Origin of the sequence: Serratia oryzae (assembly GCF_001976145.1) — a bacterium.
Lineage (GTDB): Bacteria > Pseudomonadota > Gammaproteobacteria > Enterobacterales > Enterobacteriaceae > Chania > Chania oryzae.
On sequence record NZ_MOXD01000011.1, the window covers coordinates 132,893 to 152,893 of the forward strand.

Below are 20,001 nucleotides of genomic sequence, written 5' to 3' on the forward strand. Positions count from 1 at the left end.
GGGGCAGGGTGGAGTCCAGTTTAGTTTACGGTATTGGCGGTGTGGCGTTCGGTATGCTACTGGGCTGGCTGATCGCCTGCTTATGGCTGCAACGGCACCATGCTCAGCATGAGACCGAGTTGCGCTTGCTGGAACAATCTTTGCAGCAGGCACAGCAGGAAATCGCCACCCGCCAGGAGGCGTTGCAACGCCAGGAACAACAACTGCGGCACAACGAGCTGGAACTGCGCCAACTGCATAGCCAGGTGGCCGCGGGGCAGGAACGTATGCAGCAGCTCAATCACTGGCGCAATGAATGTGAGCAGTTGAATCAGGAACTGCGTGCCCAGCGTGAAGTGAACAGCGCCCAGGAAGCAGAACTGCGTGAAGTGACCATTCGCCTGGAAGAAACCCGCATGGCCGCCGAAGAGAAACAGCGGCTGCTGATCAACAGCGAACAACGGCTGACCAGCCAATTCGAAAACCTGGCAAATCGCATTTTTGAACACAGTGGCCGCAAGGTGGATGAGCAAAACAGGCAAAGTCTCGATCGCCTGCTGTTGCCGCTGCGCGAGCAGTTGGACGGTTTCCGCCGCCAGGTGCAGGACAGCTTTGGCCAGGAGGCCCGCGAACGCCATACGTTGACGCACGAAATTCGTAATCTGCAGCAACTGAATGCGCAAATGGCGCGTGAAGCGCTTAACCTCACCAAGGCACTGAAAGGCGACAATAAAACCCAGGGCAACTGGGGCGAAGTGGTGCTGAGCCGGGTGCTGGAGGCTTCCGGGCTGCGCGAAGGGCACGAATATGAAACGCAGGTTAACGTGCGGCTGGATCATCAAAGCCGTATGCAGCCTGACGTGATCGTGCGTTTACCCCAGGGCAAAGACGTGGTGATTGATGCCAAAATGTCGCTGGTGGCTTACGAGCGCTACTTCAATGGTGAAGACGAACTGGCGCGCGAAGCGGCGCTGAGTGAGCATATTGCGTCGCTGCGTGGCCATATCCGCCTGTTGGGCCGTAAAGACTACCAACAACTGCCTGGCCTGCGTTCGCTGGATTATGTCCTGATGTTTATCCCGGTGGAGCCCGCGTTCCTGCTGGCGATAGATCGCGAGCCGGAACTGATTAGCGAAGCCTTGAAACACAACATTATGCTGGTGAGCCCCACCACGCTGCTGGTCGCGTTGCGTACCATCAGCAATCTATGGCGTTACGAGCACCAGAGCCAGAATGCTCAGCGCATTGCCGATCGCGCAGCCCGGCTGTATGACAAGATGCGCCTGTTTGTTGACGATATGTCTGCGCTGGGGCAAAGCCTGGATAAAGCGCAGGGCAGTTATCGCCAGGCGATGAGCAAACTGAGCGAAGGGCGTGGTAACCTTATCAGCAGGATCGAAGGCTTTCGCGCGCTGGGGGTGGAGGTCAAACGGCCGATCCAGCCGCTGCTGGCGCAGCAGGCCAGTGACCAGTATGACGACGATACCGATGATGAGGGCAGCGCGTTACCCGAAGTTGCCGACGATGATAATACCGAAGAACCATACTCCGCGTCGCAGGGGTGAAAGCCGCTGTAAGGTGGGGTATTTCGTGGGTTTCTGGTACACTCCACCACACAAAATTGACTGAATAGCAGGCAGGACAATGGCAGATCAAGCACAGGAAACCACCGATTTTGGTTTTCGCACCGTGGCAAGAGAAGAAAAACAGGCCATGGTGGCCAATGTTTTCCACTCGGTGGCCGCGAAGTATGACGTGATGAACGACCTGATGTCGTTTGGTATCCACCGCATCTGGAAGCGTTTTACCATTGATTGCAGCGGCGTGCGCCGTGGGCAGCGCGTGCTGGATCTGGCGGGTGGCACCGGCGATCTGGCGGCCAAGTTCTCCCGTATGGTGGGGGATCAGGGGCAAGTGATCCTGGCGGATATCAACGACTCCATGCTGAAAATGGGGCGCGAGAAGCTGCGCGATCTCGGCATCGTCGGCAACATCAATTATGTGCAAGCCAATGCCGAAGCCCTGCCGTTCCCAGACAACTATTTCGATTGCATCACCATCTCATTTGGCCTGCGCAACGTTACCGATAAAGACAAAGCGCTGCGCTCAATGTTCCGCGTGCTGAAGCCGGGCGGCCGCCTGCTGGTGCTGGAATTCTCCAAACCGCTGCTGGAGCCGCTGAGCAAAGCTTACGATGCTTACTCTTTCCACGTGTTGCCAAAAATCGGTGAGCTGGTAGTGAAAGATCCGGACAGCTACCGCTATCTGGCGGAATCGATCCGTATGCACCCGGATCAGGATACGCTGAAAGGAATGATGGACGCTGCCGGTTTTGAAAACGTCAGCTATTTCAACCTGACCGGGGGTATTGTTGCTCTGCACCGGGGCTTCAAGTTCTGATATGGACATGCCGATGCTGTTAACCCCGTTACTGACCGGCGTAGTGGAAACTTCGCTCAATAGCCTGCTCTTCCGCGATCGCAGCATGAAGGCCGCGCGCCAGCGGCTGGTGGGGAAAGTGCTGCGCATCGAATTGCAGGAACTCAGCGCGCCGCTGGTGCTGGTATTCAGCGAGCAACGGGTTGATGTGCTTGGCCAATCTGAAGACAACGCGGACTGCACCGTGCAAACCCGTGCATCGGTGCTGCTGAAATTGCGCGATCGCCAGCAGCTTGCGCCGCTGATGCGCAGCGGTGAGCTGATCGTCGAAGGCGATATTCAGGTGGTGCAACAACTGGTGGCGCTGCTCGATCTGGCGGAATGGGATCCGGCTGAATGGTTGGCACCCTATATCGGTGATATCGCCGCGCAGGGGATCAGCCAGATTGTGGGTAAAGGTGCCGCTCTGTTTAAGTCGGGTTTACAACGCCAGCAGCACTATGTGGCAGAAACCTTGACGGAAGAGTGGCGTGTGGCTCCTGGGCCGCTTGAAGTGGTGTGGTTTAACGAAGAGGTTGACGCCGCTGCCCGTAGTGCTGACGCACTGATTGCCCGTATGGACAAGTTGGAGGGTAAACGATGACCCCTAGCGAACTATGCCGCCTGTATTTGATCATCAGCGTTTTTCTCAGCTATGGGCTGGATGAACTGATCCCTAAAATGCGCCTGACATGGCCATTGCGTTTTGGCCGCCGCCTGCTGTTCTGGATGCCGAATCGCCATAAAGACAAGCCCTTGGGTGAACGCTTGCGTTTGGCGTTGCAGGAACTGGGGCCGGTGTGGATCAAGTTCGGCCAGATGATGTCGACCCGCCGTGACTTATTTCCCCCGCATATTGCCGATCAACTGACGCTGTTGCAGGATCGCGTGGCACCGTTTGACGGTGCGTTGGCCCGCCAGCATATTGAATTGGCAATGGGCGGCCCGCTGGAAACCTGGTTTGATGATTTCGAGCAGCAGGCACTGGCTTCCGCCTCTATTGCCCAAGTGCATACCGCACGGCTGAAAAGCTCCGGGCAGGAAGTGGTGCTGAAAGTGATCCGCCCGGACATTGGGCCGATTATCAAGGCAGATGTGCGCTTGATGTACCGCCTGGCGGGCTGGGTGCCGAAACTGCTGCCGGATGGCCGCCGCCTGCGCCCGCGTGAAGTGGTGCGCGAGTACGAGAAAACCCTGCTGGACGAGCTGAATCTGCTACGTGAGGCGGCTAACGCGATCCAGCTACGCCGTAATTTCGACGGTAGCCCGATGCTTTACGTGCCCGAGGTCTATTCCGATTACTGCCGCGAAAGCGTGCTGGTGATGGAGCGGATTTACGGCATTCCAGTGTCGGATATTGAAGCCTTGGAAAAGCAGGGCACCAATATGAAGCTGCTGGCAGAGCGCGGAGTGCAGGTGTTCTTTACCCAGGTGTTCCGTGACAGCTTCTTCCATGCCGATATGCACCCCGGCAATATTTTTGTCAGCTACGAGCACCCGCAGGATCCCTGTTATATCGGTATTGACTGCGGCATTGTTGGCTCGCTGAACAAGGATGATAAGCGCTATCTGGCAGAGAACTTTATCGCTTTCTTTAACCGTGACTACCGCAAAGTAGCGGAACTGCACGTCGACTCCGGCTGGGTGCCGCGAGATACCAACGTAGAAGATTTTGAGTTTGCCATCCGTACCGTCTGTGAGCCGATTTTCGAAAAGCCGCTGGCGGAGATCTCGTTTGGTCATGTGCTGCTCAACCTGTTCAACACGGCGCGCCGCTTTAATATGGAAGTGCAGCCGCAACTGGTGTTATTGCAGAAAACCCTGTTATATGTTGAAGGCTTGGGCCGTCAGCTTTATCCGCAGCTGGATCTCTGGACCACGGCGAAGCCGTTCCTCGAAAGCTGGCTGCGCGATCAGGTGGGGATCCCGGCCGTGATCCGGGCGCTGAAAGAAAAAGCGCCGTTCTGGGCCGAGAAACTGCCTGAATTGCCCGAATTGTTTTACGATAGCCTGCAGCAACATAAACGGCTGCAGTTGAGTGTGGATCAATTGACCAATCAGATGCAGGCACAGCGTATTCGCCAAGGTCAATCACGGTATTTGTTTGGCGTTGGCGCTACACTGCTGGTCAGCGGTACGATTTTGCTGCTGGGAGGCGTTGATGTGCTTCCTGCATGGTTGATGGTTGCCGGTGTGGTAGCCTGGTGCGTAGGTTGGAAGCGCACCATCTGAATGAATTCAAAACCCGGTTACAGGTTGCGGCATATCCTATTGGAAGATGGAAAGGGTATAATGCGGCAACATGGAATAACCCTTTAATATAGAGGCGATTGGAATGGGCGGTATTAGTATTACGCAATTGTTGATCATCGCAGTGATCGTGGTGCTGCTGTTTGGTACCAAAAAACTTCGTACGCTGGGATCCGATCTCGGTGCATCAATCAAAGGCTTCAAAAAAGCCATCGGTGATGACAGTACGCCACCGGCTAACACGGCTGAGAAAAGTAACCTTGAAGACGCTGACTTTACGGCCAAGCCTATCACCGATAAGCAGCCGGAAGTGAAAACCGAAGAGTCGAAGAACAAAGAGCAGGTATAAACCGTGTTTGACATTGGGTTTGGTGAACTGCTGCTGGTATTGGTGATCGGCCTGGTGGTACTCGGGCCGGAACGCTTGCCGGTCGCGGTCAGAACAGTTGCTGGCTGGATCCGGGCGCTGCGCTCTCTGGCAGCTTCAGTGCAAAATGAGCTTTCGCAGGAGCTGAAACTGCAGGAATTGCAGGAAAGCCTGAAGAAGGTGGAGAGTGCCGGTTTGCAGAATCTGACGCCGGAACTCAAAGCATCGATGGATGAATTGAAAGAAGCGGCAGAATCGCTGAAGCGTTCTTACCATAGCGATCCGCGTGAGCCAGCGCACACCATCCATAACCCGGTGGCGACCGATCCCGAAGCGATTCACGATGGTGCCTCCTTGGCTGAGGGTGCCGCTGTGCCGCATCCGGCACAGCCCCTGTCTGCACCCGCCGAGGAAGCAACGGCACCTGTGACGCCAGCCCCTGCACCGCAGGCCATTCAAGAGCCTGTGGCGGATAAAATCCCTGCTTCTCAACAACCTAGTGGCGAACGTTAAAACATGGCCGTTGAAGATACCCAACCGCTTATCAGTCATTTGATCGAACTGCGTAAGCGGCTGTTGAATTCGATTATCAGCGTGCTGGTGATCTTTATCGTGTTGGTATTTTTCGCCAACGACATTTACCAGTTGGTGTCCGCACCGCTGATCAAACAACTGCCCGCCGGGGCGAGCATGATTGCCACCGATGTGGCTTCGCCTTTCTTTACCCCGATCAAGCTGACGATGATGGTGTCGGTTATCGTTGCCGCGCCAATTATTCTTTATCAGGTTTGGGCGTTTATCGCTCCTGCGCTGTATAAACACGAGCGCCGCCTGATGATGCCGTTGCTGGTGTCCAGCAGCCTGCTGTTTTATCTCGGCATGGCGTTTGCCTATTTTGTGGTGTTCCCGCTGGCTTTTGGCTTCTTTGCTAAAACTGCGCCAGCAGGCGTGTTGATTGCCACCGATATCAACAACTACCTCAATTTCGTCATGGCGCTGTTTATGGCGTTCGGCGTGGCGTTCGAGGTGCCGGTGGCTATCGTTCTGCTGTGCTGGAGCGGTGTGACAACGCCGGAAGATCTGCGTAAGAAGCGCCCGTATGTGCTGGTTGGGGCTTTCGTGGTCGGTATGTTGTTGACGCCACCGGACGTATTTTCGCAAACCCTGCTGGCGATCCCGATGTATCTGCTGTTTGAGGTGGGGGTATTCTGCGCCCGCTTCTACGTTGGGAAACGGCGTAAACCCACAGAAGAAGATGAAGGTGAAGAAGAGCCACCCGCGCCCTGATTGCCGTGAGTCTCTGAACCGCCCTGATGGGCGGTTTTTGCTTTGGAAAAACCATGTTTGATATCGGCGTTAACCTTACCAGTTCACAATTCGCCAAAGACGTTACACAGGTGGTTGAACGCGCCCGAATGGCTGGCGTTACGGGCATGCTGATTACCGGCACCAGCGTGCAGGAAAGCGTCGCCGCCCGCTTGTTGGCGCGGCAGCAGCACGGTTATTGCTGGTCCACGGCCGGTGTCCATCCGCATCATGCCAGCAGTTGGAATGCTGAGGTAGCGCAGCAGATCCGCCAACTGGCCTTGCAGCCAGAGGTGGTGGCGATCGGCGAATGTGGCTTGGATTTTAACCGCAACTTTTCTACCCCGGCGGAGCAGGAGGTGGCATTCAGCGCGCAACTGGCGCTGGCGGCAGAACTGAATATGCCGGTGTTCCTGCATTGCCGCGAAGCACACGCACGTTTTGCCGCGCTGCTGGCCCCTTGGTTGGATAAACTGCCCGCCGCGGTCGTGCACTGTTTTACCGGCACGGCGGAAGAGTTGGCAGGTTGTTTGGCACTGGGCTTGTCGATCGGTATCACCGGTTGGGTGTGCGATGAGCGCCGTGGTTTGGAACTGCGGGCGTTGCTGCCGCAAATTCCTGTCGAGCGCCTACTGCTGGAAACCGACGCCCCCTATCTGTTGCCACGAGACTTGCAGCCAAAACCGGCTTCTCGCCGCAACGAACCCTGTTTTCTGCCCCATATCGTCCGGCAGGTTGCTGCCTGGCGACAGGAAGACCCCGAGTGGTTGGGCAGGAAAACCGATGAAAACGCCCGCCGATTGTTCCGGCTGGTATGAGCAAGGAGAAAACTATGAGTTATGCATTCCCGGGGACGTTCCCAGGCCGCCGTATGCGCCGCCTGCGCCGCCATGATTTCAGCCGCCGCCTGATGGCCGAGAATCAGCTGACGGTGAATGACCTGATTTACCCGGTATTTGTCATGGAAGGCAGTAACCGCCAGGAGGCCGTTGCATCCATGCCCGGCGTGTCGCGTATGACCATCGATCTGCTGCTCAAAGAGGCGGAAACCCTCGCTAAACTGGGCGTACCGGTGATCTCCTTGTTCCCGGTGATCGAACCTAGCCTGAAGTCACTGCATGCGGAAGAGGCTTATAACCCGGATGGCCTGGTGCAGCGTACCGTGCGTGCGCTGAAAGACGCCGTGCCTGAGCTGGGGATCCTGACCGATGTGGCGCTTGATCCGTACACCACTCACGGGCAGGACGGCGTGATCGACGAACAGGGTTATGTGATCAACGACATCAGCAAAGAGATTCTGGTGCGTCAGGCGTTGTCGCATGCGGAAGCCGGTGCCGAGATCGTGGCACCCAGCGATATGATGGATGGTCGCATCGGGGCGATCCGCGATCGGCTGGAACTGCAAGGCCATGTCAATACCCAGATCATGGCCTATTCTGCCAAGTATGCTTCCTGTTATTACGGCCCGTTCCGTGATGCGCTGGGATCGAGCGGTAATCTGAAAGGGGGTAACAAGAAGACCTATCAGATGGATCCGGCCAATAGCGATGAAGCGTTACAGGAAATTGCTCAGGATCTGCAGGAAGGGGCGGATATGGTGATGGTGAAACCGGGGATGCCGTATCTGGACGTGGTGCGCCGCGTGAAAGATACCTTCGGCGTGCCGACCTTTGCCTATCAGGTTTCCGGCGAATATGCGATGCATATGGCCGCGATTCAGAACGGCTGGCTGCAGGAACAACCGGCGGTGATGGAGTCTTTGCTGTGCTTCAAACGTGCAGGAGCGGACGGGGTGCTGACGTACTTTGCCAAGCGCGTTGCGCAATGGCTGCATGATGATGCGATGCGCCGCTAAATACAGAACAGGCACCCAAGGGTGCCTGTGTGCATTACAGCTTCTGGAATTGCCGGTTATCAATGCTTTGGGTGACCTGTTTGTTGATCAGGTTCAGCAACAGCATGGAGCGGGTTTCGCCGTCTGGTTCGGTATAGATTGCCTGTAAGCCTTCGAACACACCATTGGTAATCAATACGGTATCGCCCGGCAACGGCGTGTGCGGATCGACATAGTGTTCGTTGCCGTGTGCCTGAAGTTCTTCAATAACCTGCAGTGGAATGAGTGCCGGTAAGGCGCCAAAACGAACAAAGTGACTGACGCCGCGTGTTGCGCTGATCGTGGTGGTATGAATCCGCTCCGGATCGAATTCGACGAACAGATAGTTGGGAAATAACGGCTCATCGACCACAATACGCTTGCCACGTACGATCTTTTCCAGCGTGATAATCGGGCTAAGGCAGTTCACTTCTTGCCGCACCAAGTGTTCCTGCGCCCGTAAAAGTTGGCCACGCTTACAATAAAGTAAATACCAAGATTCCATAATTTCACATGCCTTTCTGTCAGCCAGTAAGCATAGCAAAAGCTACAACGGATACCTAGTAACGCAACCTTCCTGTCTGTGACAACCTCTATCTGCATGAATTATCGGCAGTTAGGGAAGCGTCACACACTTATCTACCTGCCTCAGGTATAACAGTAGGTCTTAAATTTGTTACTGTCACGGTATGGCATGCCTGCCAGGCACCTAATGTGGCGTTATTATCATTTCTGGACCGAGGGAGAGACATGGAACTATTTCTGCTGAGTAACGGCAAACTTTCTGGTGAGGCTGAATTGCTCGGTTATGCCAAAAGCCAACTGTTGGCGATGATTGAACGTTGTAAGATCGCCTCTGCGCTATTAATTCCCTATGCGCTGATCCGCAGCGATTATGATCAGCGGGCGCAAGAGCTGACGCAGGCGTTGGGGATCAAGGTCACCAGTATTCATCATGCCGAATCTCCGGCAGCAGCGATCGCGCAGGCCGAATGCATCATGATCAGCGGTGGTAATACCTGGATGCTGAACCAGATGCTGCATGAAAAGGGACTGATTGTGCCGATCCAGCGTGCGGTGCGCGAACGCAATGTGCCTTACGTGGGCTGGAGCGCGGGCTGCAACGTGGCAACGCCGAGCATCCGTACCACCAACGATATGCCGGTGCGTAACAGCGTAGTGCTGCCCGCGCTGGGCCTGTTCCCGCTGCAGATTAACCCGCACTATATCGATGCCCATATCAGTGGCCACATGGGGGAAACCCGTGATGAGCGCTTGGCGGAGTTCTGTGCGGTCAACCCGAGTGAGTCGGTGGTAGCGCTGCGCGAAGGCAGCCTGTTGTATGTCAGCGGGAACGATCTGCATTACTTTAGCGCCAAGCAGCAGGGCTTCAAGGTGTTCCGCCACGGGGTGGAGACGCTGGAGTATCATGACACGCAGGCATTACGCCCGTTGGTGCCTTTTACCTGCCATTGAACCTTTAACAAAATTGCAGCAACAACCGTGAAGAGGGCTTATAATGCCCTCCTCACTGGCCGCTATAATGATTATCATGAAATACCGTGACTTACGTGATTTCCTCTCGTTGCTGGAAAAGAGAGGGGAATTAAAACGCATCAGCCAGCCGATCGATCCCTATCTGGAAATGACAGAAATTGCCGATCGTACCTTGCGTGCAGGCGGCCCGGCGTTGCTGTTCGAAAATCCGAAAGGTTACGACATGCCGGTGCTGTGCAATCTGTTCGGTACCACCAAGCGTGTGGCGATGGGAATGGGCCAGGAAGACGTCAGCGCACTGCGTGAAGTCGGCAAGCTGCTGGCGTTCCTCAAAGAACCGGAGCCACCGAAAGGCTTCCGCGATCTGTTCGATAAAATCCCTAAATTCAAACAAGTGCTCAACATGCCGACCAAGGTGTTGGGTTCTGCGCCTTGTCAGGAACAAGTTTGGCAGGGTGATGATGTCGATCTGGGCCGCATCCCGATTATGCATTGCTGGCCGGAAGATGCCGCACCGCTGGTGACCTGGGGGCTGACCGTCACGCGCGGCCCGCACAAAGAGCGCCAGAATCTGGGTATCTACCGCCAACAGGTGCTGGGCAAGAACAAGCTGATTATGCGTTGGCTGTCGCATCGCGGCGGCGCCCTGGATTATCTGGAATGGTGCCAGACACACCCTGGTGAGCGTTTCCCGGTGGCCGTTGCCTTGGGGGCCGATCCTGCCACTATTCTCGGTGCTGTGACGCCAGTGCCGGATAACCTTTCCGAATACGCCTTTGCCGGGCTGCTGCGCGGCAATAAAACCGAAGTGGTCAAGTGCCTCTCCAACGATCTTGAAGTGCCAGCCAGCGCAGAGATTGTGCTGGAAGGCTATATCGAACCGGGTGAGATGGCACCGGAAGGGCCATATGGCGATCACACCGGTTATTACAACGAGATTGACCACTTCCCGGTATTTACCGTCACGCATATCACCCAGCGGCGGAACGCGATTTACCACTCGACCTACACTGGCCGCCCGCCCGATGAGCCTGCGGTGATGGGCGTGGCACTGAACGAAGTCTTCGTACCGATCCTGCAAAAACAGTTCCCAGAGATTGTGGATTTCTATCTGCCACCGGAAGGATGTTCCTACCGCTTGGCGGTAGTCACCATCAAAAAACAGTATGCTGGGCATGCCAAACGCGTAATGATGGGAATCTGGTCTTTCCTACGCCAATTTATGTATACCAAGTTCGTCATCGTGTGTGATGACGACGTGAATGCGCGTGACTGGAACGATGTGATTTGGGCCATTACCACCCGTATGGATCCGGCAAGGGATACCGTATTGGTGGAGAATACGCCGATTGATTATCTGGACTTCGCTTCGCCAGTTTCTGGCCTTGGCTCGAAAATGGGCCTGGATGCCACCAATAAATGGCCCGGAGAAACCCAGCGTGAGTGGGGCCGTCCGATCCAGATGGATGAGAAGGTGCGTGCGCGCATCGATGAAATTTGGGATGAGCTCGCCATATTCAGTGACAGAGAACCGACGCTGTAGCGTCAGGCTTTGTACTCAGCTTTGCATTGATGACCCGACAGAGGGAACGCATGACAATATTGAGCTGTAAAGTGACCTCCGTAGAGGCCATTACCGATACCGTTTATCGGGTACGTTTAGTGCCTGAAGGTTCGTTTTCGTTCAAGGCAGGGCAATACCTGATGGTGGTTATGGATGAGCGCGATAAGCGCCCGTTCTCTCTCGCTTCGACACCGGCACAGCAGGAATACATCGAATTGCACATTGGTGCTTCGGAGCTGAATCTGTACGCGATGGCGGTAATGGAGCGGATCCTCAAAGAACAGGCGATCACCGTGGATATTCCGCATGGCGATGCCTGGCTGCGTGAAGAAGGTAGCCGCCCGCTGGTGCTGATCGCGGGGGGAACCGGTTACTCGTACGCCCGTTCTATCCTGTTGGCCGCGCTGGAACGGCAACCGGATCGCGATATCTCCATTTATTGGGGCGGGCGTGAGCTGAGACACCTGTACGATCTCAGCGAATTGAAGAACCTTTCGATGCAGTACTCTAATCTGAAAGTGATCCCGGTGGTGGAGCAGCCAGAGAGTGACTGGCGTGGCCGCAGCGGAACCGTATTAAGCGCGGTATTGCAGGACTTTGGCTCACTGGCGGGGCATGATATCTACATTGCTGGGCGTTTCGAAATGGCGAAAATTGCCCGCGAACGTTTCTGTGCCGAGCGCGGTGCTTTGGAAGCACATATGTATGGTGATGCTTTCTCGTTTATCTGAGAGAACGCGCGGCAGTGAAAACGGGGAGCCAAGCGCGCCCCGTTTTTATTGGGGCCGGTGTGGATTATGGGCATAAAAAAACCCGCCCCTGACAGGCGGGAAGTACGACAACTAAACTATTGAGGATGCCCCGCAGAGCATCCAAGCAGACACAGCTAAACGCGCTCGAACACCGTTGCGATCCCCTGACCCAGGCCGATACACATGGTTGCCAAACCGAACTGCACGTCGCGGCGCTCCATATTATTCAGCAGAGTGGTGGAGATACGTGAACCGGAACAGCCCAGCGGGTGGCCAAGTGCGATCGCACCACCGTTCAGGTTAACTTTATCGTCCAGGCTTTCCAGCAACCCAAGATCTTTGATGCACGGCAGAGACTGGGCAGCAAAGGCTTCATTCAGCTCAAACAGACCGATATCCTGCACGCTTAAACCCGCGCGTTTCAGCGCCAGTTTACTGGCAGGTACCGGGCCGTAGCCCATGATGGAAGGATCGCAGCCGACCACGGCCATCGAACGGATACGCGCGCGGGCCTTCAAACCCAGAGCCTTGGCACGCGATTCGCTCATAATCAGCATGGCAGAAGCGCCATCGGACAGTGCCGAAGAACTGCCCGCTGTGACGGTGCCGTTCACCGGATCGAATGCCGGGCGTAATGCGGCCAGGCTGGCGACGGTGGTTTCCGGGCGGATCACTTCATCATAATCGTAACGCGTCAGTACGCCGTCGGCGTCATGGCCTCTGGTTGGGATAATTTCATTTTTAAAGTACCCGGCCAGAGTCGCGGCATGTGCACGCTGGTGTGAACGTGCGGCGAATTCATCCTGCATTTCACGGCTGATACCATGTATTTTGGCCAGCATTTCTGCGGTCAGGCCCATCATCCCGGCGGCTTTGGCCACGGTACGGCTCAAGCCTGGATGAAAGTCCACGCCGTGGCTCATTGGCACATGGCCCATATGCTCAACGCCGCCAATCAGGCTGACCTGCGCGTCGCCAACCATGATAGTGCGAGCGGCATCGTGCAAAGCCTGCATGGATGAGCCGCACAGGCGGTTCACCGTGACTGCCGGTACGCTGTGGGGAATCTCTGCCAGCAGTGCAGCGTTGCGGGCGATGTTAAAGCCTTGCTCCAGCGTTTGCTGCACGCAGCCCCAGTAAATGTCATCAATTTCGGCGGCATTCAGCGCTGGGTTACGGCTCAGCACGGCACGCATCAGGTGGGCAGAAAGATCTTCAGCGCGTACCTGACGGAAAGCCCCGCCTTTTGAGCGGCCCATCGGCGTGCGTACGGCATCAACAATCACTACATTTTCCATCTTTATGACCTCATGCCGGTTGGCCAGTGGAGATATCAGACAGCGCCGCTGCCACCACCGGATAGTAGCTTTCATTACGTTCTGCTTTAGCACGCAGGCCTGCTGGCACCTGATACAGCGCCCCTAAATGGGCATAACGCTGCGCCATTTCGACGTAATGGGTGGTGCCAAGCGTATCCAGATAACGGAATACGCCACCGTGGAACGGCGGGAAGCCAAGGCCATATACCAGCGCCATATCGGCTTCTGCCGGGCTGGCTACGATACCTTCTTCCAGGCAGCGTACCACTTCGTTGATCATCGGGATCATCATGCGTGCGATGATCTCATCGCTGTTGATGGCCTGTGCCGGTTGGCTCACTTCTGCCAGCAAGGCATCGCTCTGCTCATCATTATCTTTACGCGGCTTACCTTTGCTGTCTTGACTGTAACGGTAGAAGCCCAACTGGTTTTTCTGCCCGAAACGCTGGTTGTCGAACATGACGTCGATCGCGTCGCGGTAATCTTTACTCATCCGCTCAGGGAAGCCGGCGGCCATCACGGCCTGGGCGTGGTGCGCGGTATCAATACCGACGACATCCAACAGATAAGCCGGGCCCATCGGCCAGCCGAACTGTTTCTCCATCACTTTGTCGATCTGGCGGAAGTCGGCACCGTCACGCAGCAGCAGGCTGAAACCGGCAAAATAGGGGAACAATACGCGGTTAACAAAGAATCCAGGGCAATCGTTGACCACAATCGGCGTTTTGCCCATGCGGGTGGCGTAGGCCACCACGGCGGCAATGGTGCTGTCGCTGGTGTGTTCGCCGCGAATAATTTCGACCAGCGGCATGCGATGCACCGGGTTGAAGAAGTGCATACCGCAGAAGTTTTGCGGGCGTTTTAAGGATTTTGCCAGTTGCGTAATCGGGATAGTTGACGTGTTAGACGCCAGCACTGCATTTTCGCCGATCAGGTTTTCCACTTCAGACAGCACGGCAGCTTTCACCTTAGGGTTTTCGACCACCGCTTCAACAATCAATTCAGCCCGTTCAATGCCAGCATAATCCAGTCGAGGTTGGATGGTTGACAGCACCTGCGCCATCTTCAATCCATCCAACTTACCGCGTTCCAGCTGTTTATTCAGCAGCTTGGCGGCTTCATTCATACCGAGCGTTAGGGATTTGTCATTAATGTCTTTCATGATGACCGGGACGCCTTTCAGCGCCGATTGGTAAGCAATACCACCGCCCATAATCCCAGCCCCCAAGACAGCAGCCTGTTTTGGGGCTTCTGCATTTTTCGCCAGCTTTTTCGCCTGGCCCTTCACAAACTGATCGTTGAGGAAAATGCCCACCAAAGCGCGTGCTTCATTAGAGCGCGCCAAAGGCACAAAGCTGGCTGTTTCCAGTTTCAACGCTTCATCACGGCCCAATTTCGCTGCCGCTTCGATGGTTTTCACTGCGGTCATCGGCGCTGGGTAATGCTTACCTGCGGTCTGCAGCACCATGCCTTTGGCGGTGGTGAAGCTCATCGCTGCTTCGATCGGGCTGAGTTTCAGTGGTTCTAACTTCGGCTGACGGTAAGAACGCCAGTCAAGCCGCCCGTCGATCGCCTGTTGCAGCATTTTCAGTGCGGCATCCACCAGTTTTTCTGTTGCCACCACCGCATCGACCAAGCCGACTTTCAGCGCCTCTTGGGCACCAATGTCTTTGCCTGCCGCGATGATCTCTAGCGCGCTGTCGTTCCCCAGCAGGCGTGGTAAACGCACGGAACCGCCAAAACCTGGCATGATGCCAAGCTTGGTTTCCGGTAGGCCGATGCGGACATCCGGAGAGGCAACACGGAAATCAGTTGCCAAGATGCATTCACAGCCCCCGCCGAGTGCATAACCGTTGATCGCGGCAATGGTCGGCACCGGTAAATCTTCCAGACGGTTGAAAACGCTGTTGGCAAAGACCAGCCATTCATGCAATTTTTCAGCCGGTGCAGCAAACAGCGAAAGAAATTCGGTGATATCGGCACCGACAATAAATGCAGCTTTGGAAGAGCGCAGCAGCAACCCTTTCAACTCGGTTTGCTTTTCCAGCACATCGAGCGCGGCGCCCAGGCTGGCAACGGTGCTGGTGTCCAGTTTGTTGATCGAGCCAGGTGCATTGAACACCAGCTCGGCGATGCCGTTTTCGAGCCAGTGTACTTGTAATGTTTCGCCTTGGTAGAGCATGTCTATCTCCTGAATCAGCGCAGATGATCTGGTATGACCAGATGTTGAGGAGTGTGGTTTTTATGTTAACAATATGCAAATAAAAGATTGCGTATTTGCAGGATTGATCACATGAGGGATATATAATCCATTGATATAAATATAGGTTATTTTTCTGCTTCTAGTGATAAATGCGCAAATGCAAAACGCTTTGCAAAAATACTGAGCGCGGGATGTAACGTGTTTGCAGCAGCTTTGCGAAGCACTCCGCACGCAGGAGTGGATGGGGTTGGAGCGCCGATACAGTGTGTTAAGATGGTGCATTCCGTTTTGAGGATATAAAGGTACTGTGATGGAAACGCTGGCTTCTTTGTATAACGATCACCTGGCAACGCTGCAAAAACGGGCGCGTGAGGTGTTAGAGCGCAATAACCTGGACGCATTGCTGATCCACTCCGGGGAACTGCAACGGGTATTTCTGGATGATCACCACTACCCGTTTAAAGTGAACGCAAACTTTAAAGCCTGGGTGCCGGTCACGTCCGTGCCGAATTGCTGGTTATGGGTTGATGGCGTTAACAAACCGAAGCTGTGGTTCTATTCTCCGGTAGACTATTGGCACAGCGTCGAACCGTTGCCAGACAGTTTCTGGACCAAACCTATTGAGCTGCACCCGCTGGTGAATGCCAACGATATTGCCAGCCAACTGCCATCACAGCGCGAACGTGTTGGCTATATTGGTTACGCCCAACAGCGTGCACGCGATCTCGGGATTGCTGCTGAGAACATTAACCCGCAAGCGGTGCTGAATTACCTCGATTTCCATCGTTCGATCAAAACCGGCTACGAGTTGGCGTGTATGCGTGAAGCGCAGAAAACCGCCGTGATGGGCCATCGCGCTGCGCACGAGGCTTTTCTGTCCGGCATGAGTGAGTTCGATATTAATCTGGCGTACCTGACCGCCACCGGCCACCGTGATACCGACGTTCCTTACGACAACATCGTTGCCTTGAACGAACACGCGGCGGTGCTGCATTACACCAAGCTGGATCACCAGCCCCCTGCTGAGGCCCGGAGTTTCCTGCTTGATGCCGGGGCCGAATATAACGGCTATGCTGCCGATCTGACGCGTACCTATGCGGGCCAGAGTGGTAACGCTTTCGCACATCTGGTGAAAGATCTCAATGATGAGCAACTGGCATTGATTGGCACTATCAAATCCGGGGTGCGCTATACCGATTACCATGTGCAAATGCATCAGCGTATCGCCAAACTGCTCAAGAACCATAAGCTAGTGGGCGGTATCAGCGAAGAAGCGATGGTAGAGCAGGGTATTACCTGTCCATTCCTGCCGCATGGGTTAGGCCATCCTCTTGGCTTGCAGGTGCATGATACTGCTGGCTTTATGCAGGATGAAAACGGGACCCACCTGGCAGCCCCTGCAAAATACCCTTTCCTGCGCTGTACGCGAGTGCTGCAGCCGAGCATGGTCCTGACTATCGAACCAGGGCTGTATTTTATCGAATCGCTGTTGGCACCATGGCGTAGCGGTGAATTCAGTAAACATTTTGCCTGGGATCGCATCGATGCGCTGAAACCCTACGGGGGTATCCGTATTGAGGACAATATTGTGATTCACGAAAAGCGTGTTGAGAACATGACGCGCGATCTGCATCTTGCCTGATGCAGGCTTACCCGATCCCTAGTGCTGTTGTCAGCGTCAGTGAGGAGATAAAGAAGAGCCGTTTTATTACACTGCTGGCGCCAACCTGCGGAGTGGTTGCGGCTAAAGCCTTTATCCAACAGGTTCGTGAGGAGCATCCCTCCGCCCGGCATCATTGCTGGGCGTTTGTGGCCGGTGCTCCTGATGATTCGCAGCAGTTGGGTTTTTCTGACGACGGTGAGCCTTCAGGAACCGCCGGTAAACCGATACTTGCCCAGTTGATGGGGAGCGGGATCGGTGAAATAACGGCCGTTGTAGTGCGTTACTACGGTGGTATCAAGTTGGGAACGGGCGGATTGGTGAAGGCCTACGGCAGCGGTGTGCAGCAGGCATTGAAACAATTGGTTGTCAGTAATAGGGTTCCAGTCGCTGAATATGCTTTGCAGTGTGACTACGCGCAGCTGGCGCTGGTTGAAAGCTTACTGCAGCAAAGTGAAGGGCGGATTGTCCATGGGGAATATGGTACTGCTGTGGTATTGCATCTGGCTTTACCGGTAACAGGTGTTGAGGTATTTGGGAGTAAATTACGTGATCTGAGCCGCGGTAATTTGCAATTAACCCCTATTTCGCAATAATTTCCCCAACTGAATCGCTAAGGATCGTGCTGAAATGCATTTTCGCGCTATAACCCGCATTGTGGGCCTGCTAGTCATCCTGTTTTCCGGGACGATGTTTATTCCCGGTCTGGTGGCATTAATATACCGCGATGGTGCAGGGCGGGCATTCAGTCAGACCTTCTTTGTTGCGGTGACGATCGGCCTGATGTTGTGGTGGCCGAACCGTAAACAGAAGAATGAATTAAAACCTCGCGAAGGTTTCCTGATTGTGGTGTTGTTTTGGACGGTATTGGGCAGCGTTGGGGCATTGCCTTTTCTGTTTGCAGAACGGCCGAATCTCACGCTCACGGACGCATTCTTTGAGTCTTTTTCCGGCTTAACCACGACCGGTGCGACCACGCTGGTAGGGTTGGATTCCTTACCAAAAGCGATCTTGTTTTACCGTCAGATGCTGCAATGGATGGGGGGGATGGGAATCATCGTCCTGGCCGTAGCCATACTGCCTATTCTTGGCGTTGGCGGGATGCAGTTGTATCGTGCGGAAATGCCGGGCCCGCTGAAAGACAACAAGATGCGCCCACGTATTGCTGAAACCGCCAAAACTCTGTGGCTGATTTATGTCTTACTGACGATTGCCTGTGCGCTTGCGTTATGGGGGGCTGGCATGTCGGCATTTGATGCTATTGGCCACAGCTTCGCCACCATTGCCATCGGTGGGTTTTCTACGCATGACGCCAGCATCGGTTACTATGCCAGCCCGACAATCAACACGATTGTTGCCGTGTTTCTGCTGATCTCCGGCTGTAACTTCGGCCTGCATTTTGCCGTGTTGAGTGGGCGCAGTTTGAAAGTGTACTGGCGTGATCCCGAATTTCGCATGTTTATCGCAGTACAGTTTACCTTGGTGGCAGTTTGCACTCTGATACTGTGGTGGCACGGCATCTATAAAAGCGGTATGGAAACCATCAACCAGGCTTTCTTTCAAGTCGTTTCGATGGCGACAACGGCGGGCTTTACTACCGACAGTTTTTCTAAATGGCCGCTGTTTCTGCCAATGCTATTGCTTTGTTCGGCATTTATTGGTGGCTGTGCGGGCTCAACGGGCGGTGGGCTGAAAGTGATCCGCATTCTGTTGCTGTATTTGCAAGGTTCGCGAGAATTGAAGCGGTTAGTGCACCCGAATGCGGTTTACACCATCAAATTAGGCAACCGTGCGTTGCCAGAACGCATCCTCGAAGCGGTATGGGGCTTTTTCTCGGCCTATGCCTTGGTGTTCATCGTCAGCATGCTGGCAATTATCGCGACTGGCGTAGATGATTTTTCAGCTTTCGCAGCGGTAACCGCCACACTCAACAATCTGGGGCCGGGCCTCGGTGTTGTTGCCGATAACTTCACTACTATGCCGCCACCGGCAAAATGGATATTGGTGCTGACCATGCTATTTGGTCGTTTGGAAGTCTTTACGCTGTTGGTTCTTTTCACACCGACATTCTGGCGTGAGTAGCCCTATAAAAGGAGTAATGTCATGAAGGCACTGATTCTTTATTCGAGCCGTGATGGGCAAACGCGTTCGATTGCTTCTTATATAGCAAGCAAATTGCAGGACACGATGAGCTGTGACGTGATCAATCTGTTACAGGCGGATGCCGTTGAATTGGACCAGTATCAACAGGTGTTGATTGGAGCGTCTGTGCGTTACGGCCATTTCCATCCTGTACTGGAAAAGTTTGTTAAGCGTCATGCAGAGCAACTGAACCGCATGCCAAGTGCTTTCTTTGCGGTGAATCTGACGGCACGTAAACCGGAGAAGCGTGCACCGCAAACCAATGCTTATACCCGCAAGTTCTTGCTGGCCTCTCCTTGGCAACCAAAACAGTGCGCTGTGTTTGCGGGGGCGTTGCGTTATCCGCGTTATCGCTGGTTTGACCGCTTCATGATTCGTTTAATAATGAAGATAACGGGGGGAGAAACGGATACTAGTAAAGAAGTGGAGTATACAGATTGGCAACAGGTCGATCGTTTCGCCCATGAGTTCCGCCATCTCTAGTACGAAAAATCGCATAAGCGCTGCCTTGTGCAGCGTTTTGCTGAAAATATCCGCGCTTGAAACATTTTTTGAATTTAGGGGTTGCGGCCGGCGCGGAACTCCCTATAATGCGCCTCCACTGACCGGGAACAACGACTGACAAGGTCGCCCAGCCAGGAAGAACCAACCCGGTGAAAACACCGTTCTCAA

General features: G+C 54.7%; 19 protein-coding genes. 16 read left to right on the forward strand and 3 right to left on the reverse strand.

Annotated features, from left to right (window positions below):
• Positions 1 to 8 precede the first annotated feature (8 nt).
• From rmuC to hemB, 9 genes are all read left to right on the forward strand, one after another.
• Positions 9 to 1,544 carry a DNA recombination protein RmuC gene (gene rmuC / locus BMI79_RS18610; RefSeq protein ID WP_076943589.1) on the forward strand — a complete coding sequence of 512 codons (1,536 nt, stop codon included), beginning with the start codon at positions 9 to 11 and terminating at the stop codon, positions 1,542 to 1,544.
• 79 nt (positions 1,545 to 1,623) lie between these two features.
• Positions 1,624 to 2,379, forward strand: coding sequence for a bifunctional demethylmenaquinone methyltransferase/2-methoxy-6-polyprenyl-1,4-benzoquinol methylase UbiE (gene ubiE, locus BMI79_RS18615; RefSeq protein ID WP_076943590.1), 756 nt, complete (start codon positions 1,624 to 1,626; stop codon positions 2,377 to 2,379).
• Between the two features lie 13 nt (positions 2,380 to 2,392).
• Positions 2,393 to 3,001, forward strand: coding sequence for a ubiquinone biosynthesis protein UbiJ (gene ubiJ / locus BMI79_RS18620; protein WP_076943615.1), 609 nt, complete (start codon positions 2,393 to 2,395; stop codon positions 2,999 to 3,001).
• Complete coding sequence (gene ubiB / locus BMI79_RS18625) at positions 2,998 to 4,629, forward strand: ubiquinone biosynthesis regulatory protein kinase UbiB (RefSeq protein WP_076943591.1); 1,632 nt, start codon at positions 2,998 to 3,000, stop codon at positions 4,627 to 4,629. Before ubiJ ends, ubiB begins: the two co-directional genes overlap by 4 nt.
• A gap of 103 nt (positions 4,630 to 4,732) precedes the next feature.
• Complete coding sequence (gene tatA / locus BMI79_RS18630; RefSeq protein ID WP_076943592.1) at positions 4,733 to 4,996, forward strand: Sec-independent protein translocase subunit TatA; 264 nt, start codon at positions 4,733 to 4,735, stop codon at positions 4,994 to 4,996.
• Positions 4,997 to 4,999: 3 nt separating this feature from the next.
• Positions 5,000 to 5,527 (forward strand): Sec-independent protein translocase protein TatB, encoded by a 528-nt coding sequence (gene tatB / locus BMI79_RS18635; protein ID WP_076943593.1) that lies wholly within the window; start codon positions 5,000 to 5,002, stop codon positions 5,525 to 5,527.
• Positions 5,528 to 5,530: 3 nt separating this feature from the next.
• Positions 5,531 to 6,301: a Sec-independent protein translocase subunit TatC gene (tatC, locus tag BMI79_RS18640; RefSeq protein ID WP_076943594.1), complete on the forward strand. Its 771-nt coding sequence runs from the start codon at positions 5,531 to 5,533 to the stop codon at positions 6,299 to 6,301.
• A gap of 53 nt (positions 6,302 to 6,354) precedes the next feature.
• Positions 6,355 to 7,137 carry a 3'-5' ssDNA/RNA exonuclease TatD gene (gene tatD, locus BMI79_RS18645; protein WP_076943595.1) on the forward strand — a complete coding sequence of 261 codons (783 nt, stop codon included), beginning with the start codon at positions 6,355 to 6,357 and terminating at the stop codon, positions 7,135 to 7,137.
• A 14-nt stretch (positions 7,138 to 7,151) separates the two neighbouring features.
• Positions 7,152 to 8,174, forward strand: a complete 1,023-nt coding sequence (gene hemB / locus BMI79_RS18650; protein ID WP_076943596.1) for a porphobilinogen synthase — start codon at positions 7,152 to 7,154, stop codon at positions 8,172 to 8,174.
• Positions 8,175 to 8,208: 34 nt separating this feature from the next.
• On the opposite strand, the gene rfaH is transcribed toward hemB, so the two are convergent.
• Complete coding sequence (rfaH, locus tag BMI79_RS18655; protein ID WP_076943597.1) at positions 8,209 to 8,697, reverse strand: transcription/translation regulatory transformer protein RfaH; 489 nt, start codon at positions 8,695 to 8,697, stop codon at positions 8,209 to 8,211.
• A gap of 245 nt (positions 8,698 to 8,942) precedes the next feature.
• On the opposite strand from rfaH, the gene pepE reads away from it, so the two are divergent.
• The 3 genes from pepE to fre are packed head-to-tail and all read left to right on the forward strand — an operon-like array spanning position 8,943 to position 11,984.
• On the forward strand, positions 8,943 to 9,668 hold the full coding sequence (gene pepE / locus BMI79_RS18660; protein ID WP_076943598.1) for a dipeptidase PepE: 726 nt from the start codon (positions 8,943 to 8,945) through the stop codon (positions 9,666 to 9,668).
• 43 nt (positions 9,669 to 9,711) lie between these two features.
• Positions 9,712 to 11,232 carry a 4-hydroxy-3-polyprenylbenzoate decarboxylase gene (gene ubiD, locus BMI79_RS18665; RefSeq protein WP_076943599.1) on the forward strand — a complete coding sequence of 507 codons (1,521 nt, stop codon included), beginning with the start codon at positions 9,712 to 9,714 and terminating at the stop codon, positions 11,230 to 11,232.
• A gap of 50 nt (positions 11,233 to 11,282) precedes the next feature.
• Entirely contained in the window at positions 11,283 to 11,984 is a 702-nt protein-coding gene (gene fre / locus BMI79_RS18670) for an NAD(P)H-flavin reductase (RefSeq protein ID WP_076943600.1), read from the forward strand.
• Positions 11,985 to 12,139: 155 nt separating this feature from the next.
• Here the strand turns inward: fre and fadA are convergent, their stop codons facing one another.
• Together fadA and fadB are read right to left on the reverse strand one after the other, a co-directional pair.
• The gene (fadA, locus tag BMI79_RS18675) at positions 12,140 to 13,303 is read right to left on the reverse strand and encodes an acetyl-CoA C-acyltransferase FadA (protein WP_076943601.1); all 1,164 of its coding nucleotides are present in this window, start codon (positions 13,301 to 13,303) and stop codon (positions 12,140 to 12,142) included.
• Positions 13,304 to 13,313: 10 nt separating this feature from the next.
• On the reverse strand, positions 13,314 to 15,506 hold the full coding sequence (gene fadB, locus BMI79_RS18680) for a fatty acid oxidation complex subunit alpha FadB (RefSeq protein ID WP_076943602.1): 2,193 nt from the start codon (positions 15,504 to 15,506) through the stop codon (positions 13,314 to 13,316).
• A gap of 331 nt (positions 15,507 to 15,837) precedes the next feature.
• Between fadB and pepQ the strand changes: the two genes are divergently transcribed.
• From pepQ to hemG, 4 genes are read left to right on the forward strand one after another with little or no spacing between them, the layout of a single operon-like run.
• Positions 15,838 to 17,169 carry a Xaa-Pro dipeptidase gene (gene pepQ, locus BMI79_RS18685; protein WP_076943603.1) on the forward strand — a complete coding sequence of 444 codons (1,332 nt, stop codon included), beginning with the start codon at positions 15,838 to 15,840 and terminating at the stop codon, positions 17,167 to 17,169.
• The gene (locus BMI79_RS18690; RefSeq protein ID WP_076943604.1) at positions 17,169 to 17,783 is read left to right on the forward strand and encodes an IMPACT family protein; all 615 of its coding nucleotides are present in this window, start codon (positions 17,169 to 17,171) and stop codon (positions 17,781 to 17,783) included. Before pepQ ends, BMI79_RS18690 begins: the two co-directional genes overlap by 1 nt.
• Positions 17,784 to 17,817: 34 nt before the next feature.
• Positions 17,818 to 19,269 (forward strand): Trk system potassium transporter TrkH, encoded by a 1,452-nt coding sequence (trkH, locus tag BMI79_RS18695; RefSeq protein WP_076943605.1) that lies wholly within the window; start codon positions 17,818 to 17,820, stop codon positions 19,267 to 19,269.
• Positions 19,270 to 19,290: 21 nt separating this feature from the next.
• Positions 19,291 to 19,812, forward strand: coding sequence for a menaquinone-dependent protoporphyrinogen IX dehydrogenase (hemG, locus tag BMI79_RS18700; RefSeq protein WP_076943606.1), 522 nt, complete (start codon positions 19,291 to 19,293; stop codon positions 19,810 to 19,812).
• The last annotated feature ends 189 nt before the right edge of the window (positions 19,813 to 20,001 follow it).

Bases quoted from the DNA above. Each gene is read 5' to 3' on its own strand.
- ubiE (WP_076943590.1), top strand. From the start codon at position 1,624: ATGGCAGATCAAGCACAGGAAACCACCGATTTTGGTTTTCGCACCGTG.
- ubiJ (WP_076943615.1), top strand. From the start codon at position 2,393: ATGCTGTTAACCCCGTTACTGACCGGCGTAGTGGAAACTTCGCTCAAT.
- ubiB (WP_076943591.1), top strand. From the start codon at position 2,998: ATGACCCCTAGCGAACTATGCCGCCTGTATTTGATCATCAGCGTTTTT.
- tatA (WP_076943592.1), top strand. From the start codon at position 4,733: ATGGGCGGTATTAGTATTACGCAATTGTTGATCATCGCAGTGATCGTG.
- tatC (WP_076943594.1), top strand. From the start codon at position 5,531: ATGGCCGTTGAAGATACCCAACCGCTTATCAGTCATTTGATCGAACTG.
- tatD (WP_076943595.1), top strand. From the start codon at position 6,355: ATGTTTGATATCGGCGTTAACCTTACCAGTTCACAATTCGCCAAAGAC.
- hemB (WP_076943596.1), top strand. From the start codon at position 7,152: ATGAGTTATGCATTCCCGGGGACGTTCCCAGGCCGCCGTATGCGCCGC.
- rfaH (WP_076943597.1), bottom strand. From the start codon at position 8,697: ATGGAATCTTGGTATTTACTTTATTGTAAGCGTGGCCAACTTTTACGG.
- pepE (WP_076943598.1), top strand. From the start codon at position 8,943: ATGGAACTATTTCTGCTGAGTAACGGCAAACTTTCTGGTGAGGCTGAA.
- ubiD (WP_076943599.1), top strand. From the start codon at position 9,712: ATGCCCTCCTCACTGGCCGCTATAATGATTATCATGAAATACCGTGAC.
- fre (WP_076943600.1), top strand. From the start codon at position 11,283: ATGACAATATTGAGCTGTAAAGTGACCTCCGTAGAGGCCATTACCGAT.
- fadA (WP_076943601.1), bottom strand. From the start codon at position 13,303: ATGGAAAATGTAGTGATTGTTGATGCCGTACGCACGCCGATGGGCCGC.
- fadB (WP_076943602.1), bottom strand. From the start codon at position 15,506: ATGCTCTACCAAGGCGAAACATTACAAGTACACTGGCTCGAAAACGGC.
- pepQ (WP_076943603.1), top strand. From the start codon at position 15,838: ATGGAAACGCTGGCTTCTTTGTATAACGATCACCTGGCAACGCTGCAA.
- BMI79_RS18690 (WP_076943604.1), top strand. From the start codon at position 17,169: ATGCAGGCTTACCCGATCCCTAGTGCTGTTGTCAGCGTCAGTGAGGAG.
- trkH (WP_076943605.1), top strand. From the start codon at position 17,818: ATGCATTTTCGCGCTATAACCCGCATTGTGGGCCTGCTAGTCATCCTG.
- hemG (WP_076943606.1), top strand. From the start codon at position 19,291: ATGAAGGCACTGATTCTTTATTCGAGCCGTGATGGGCAAACGCGTTCG.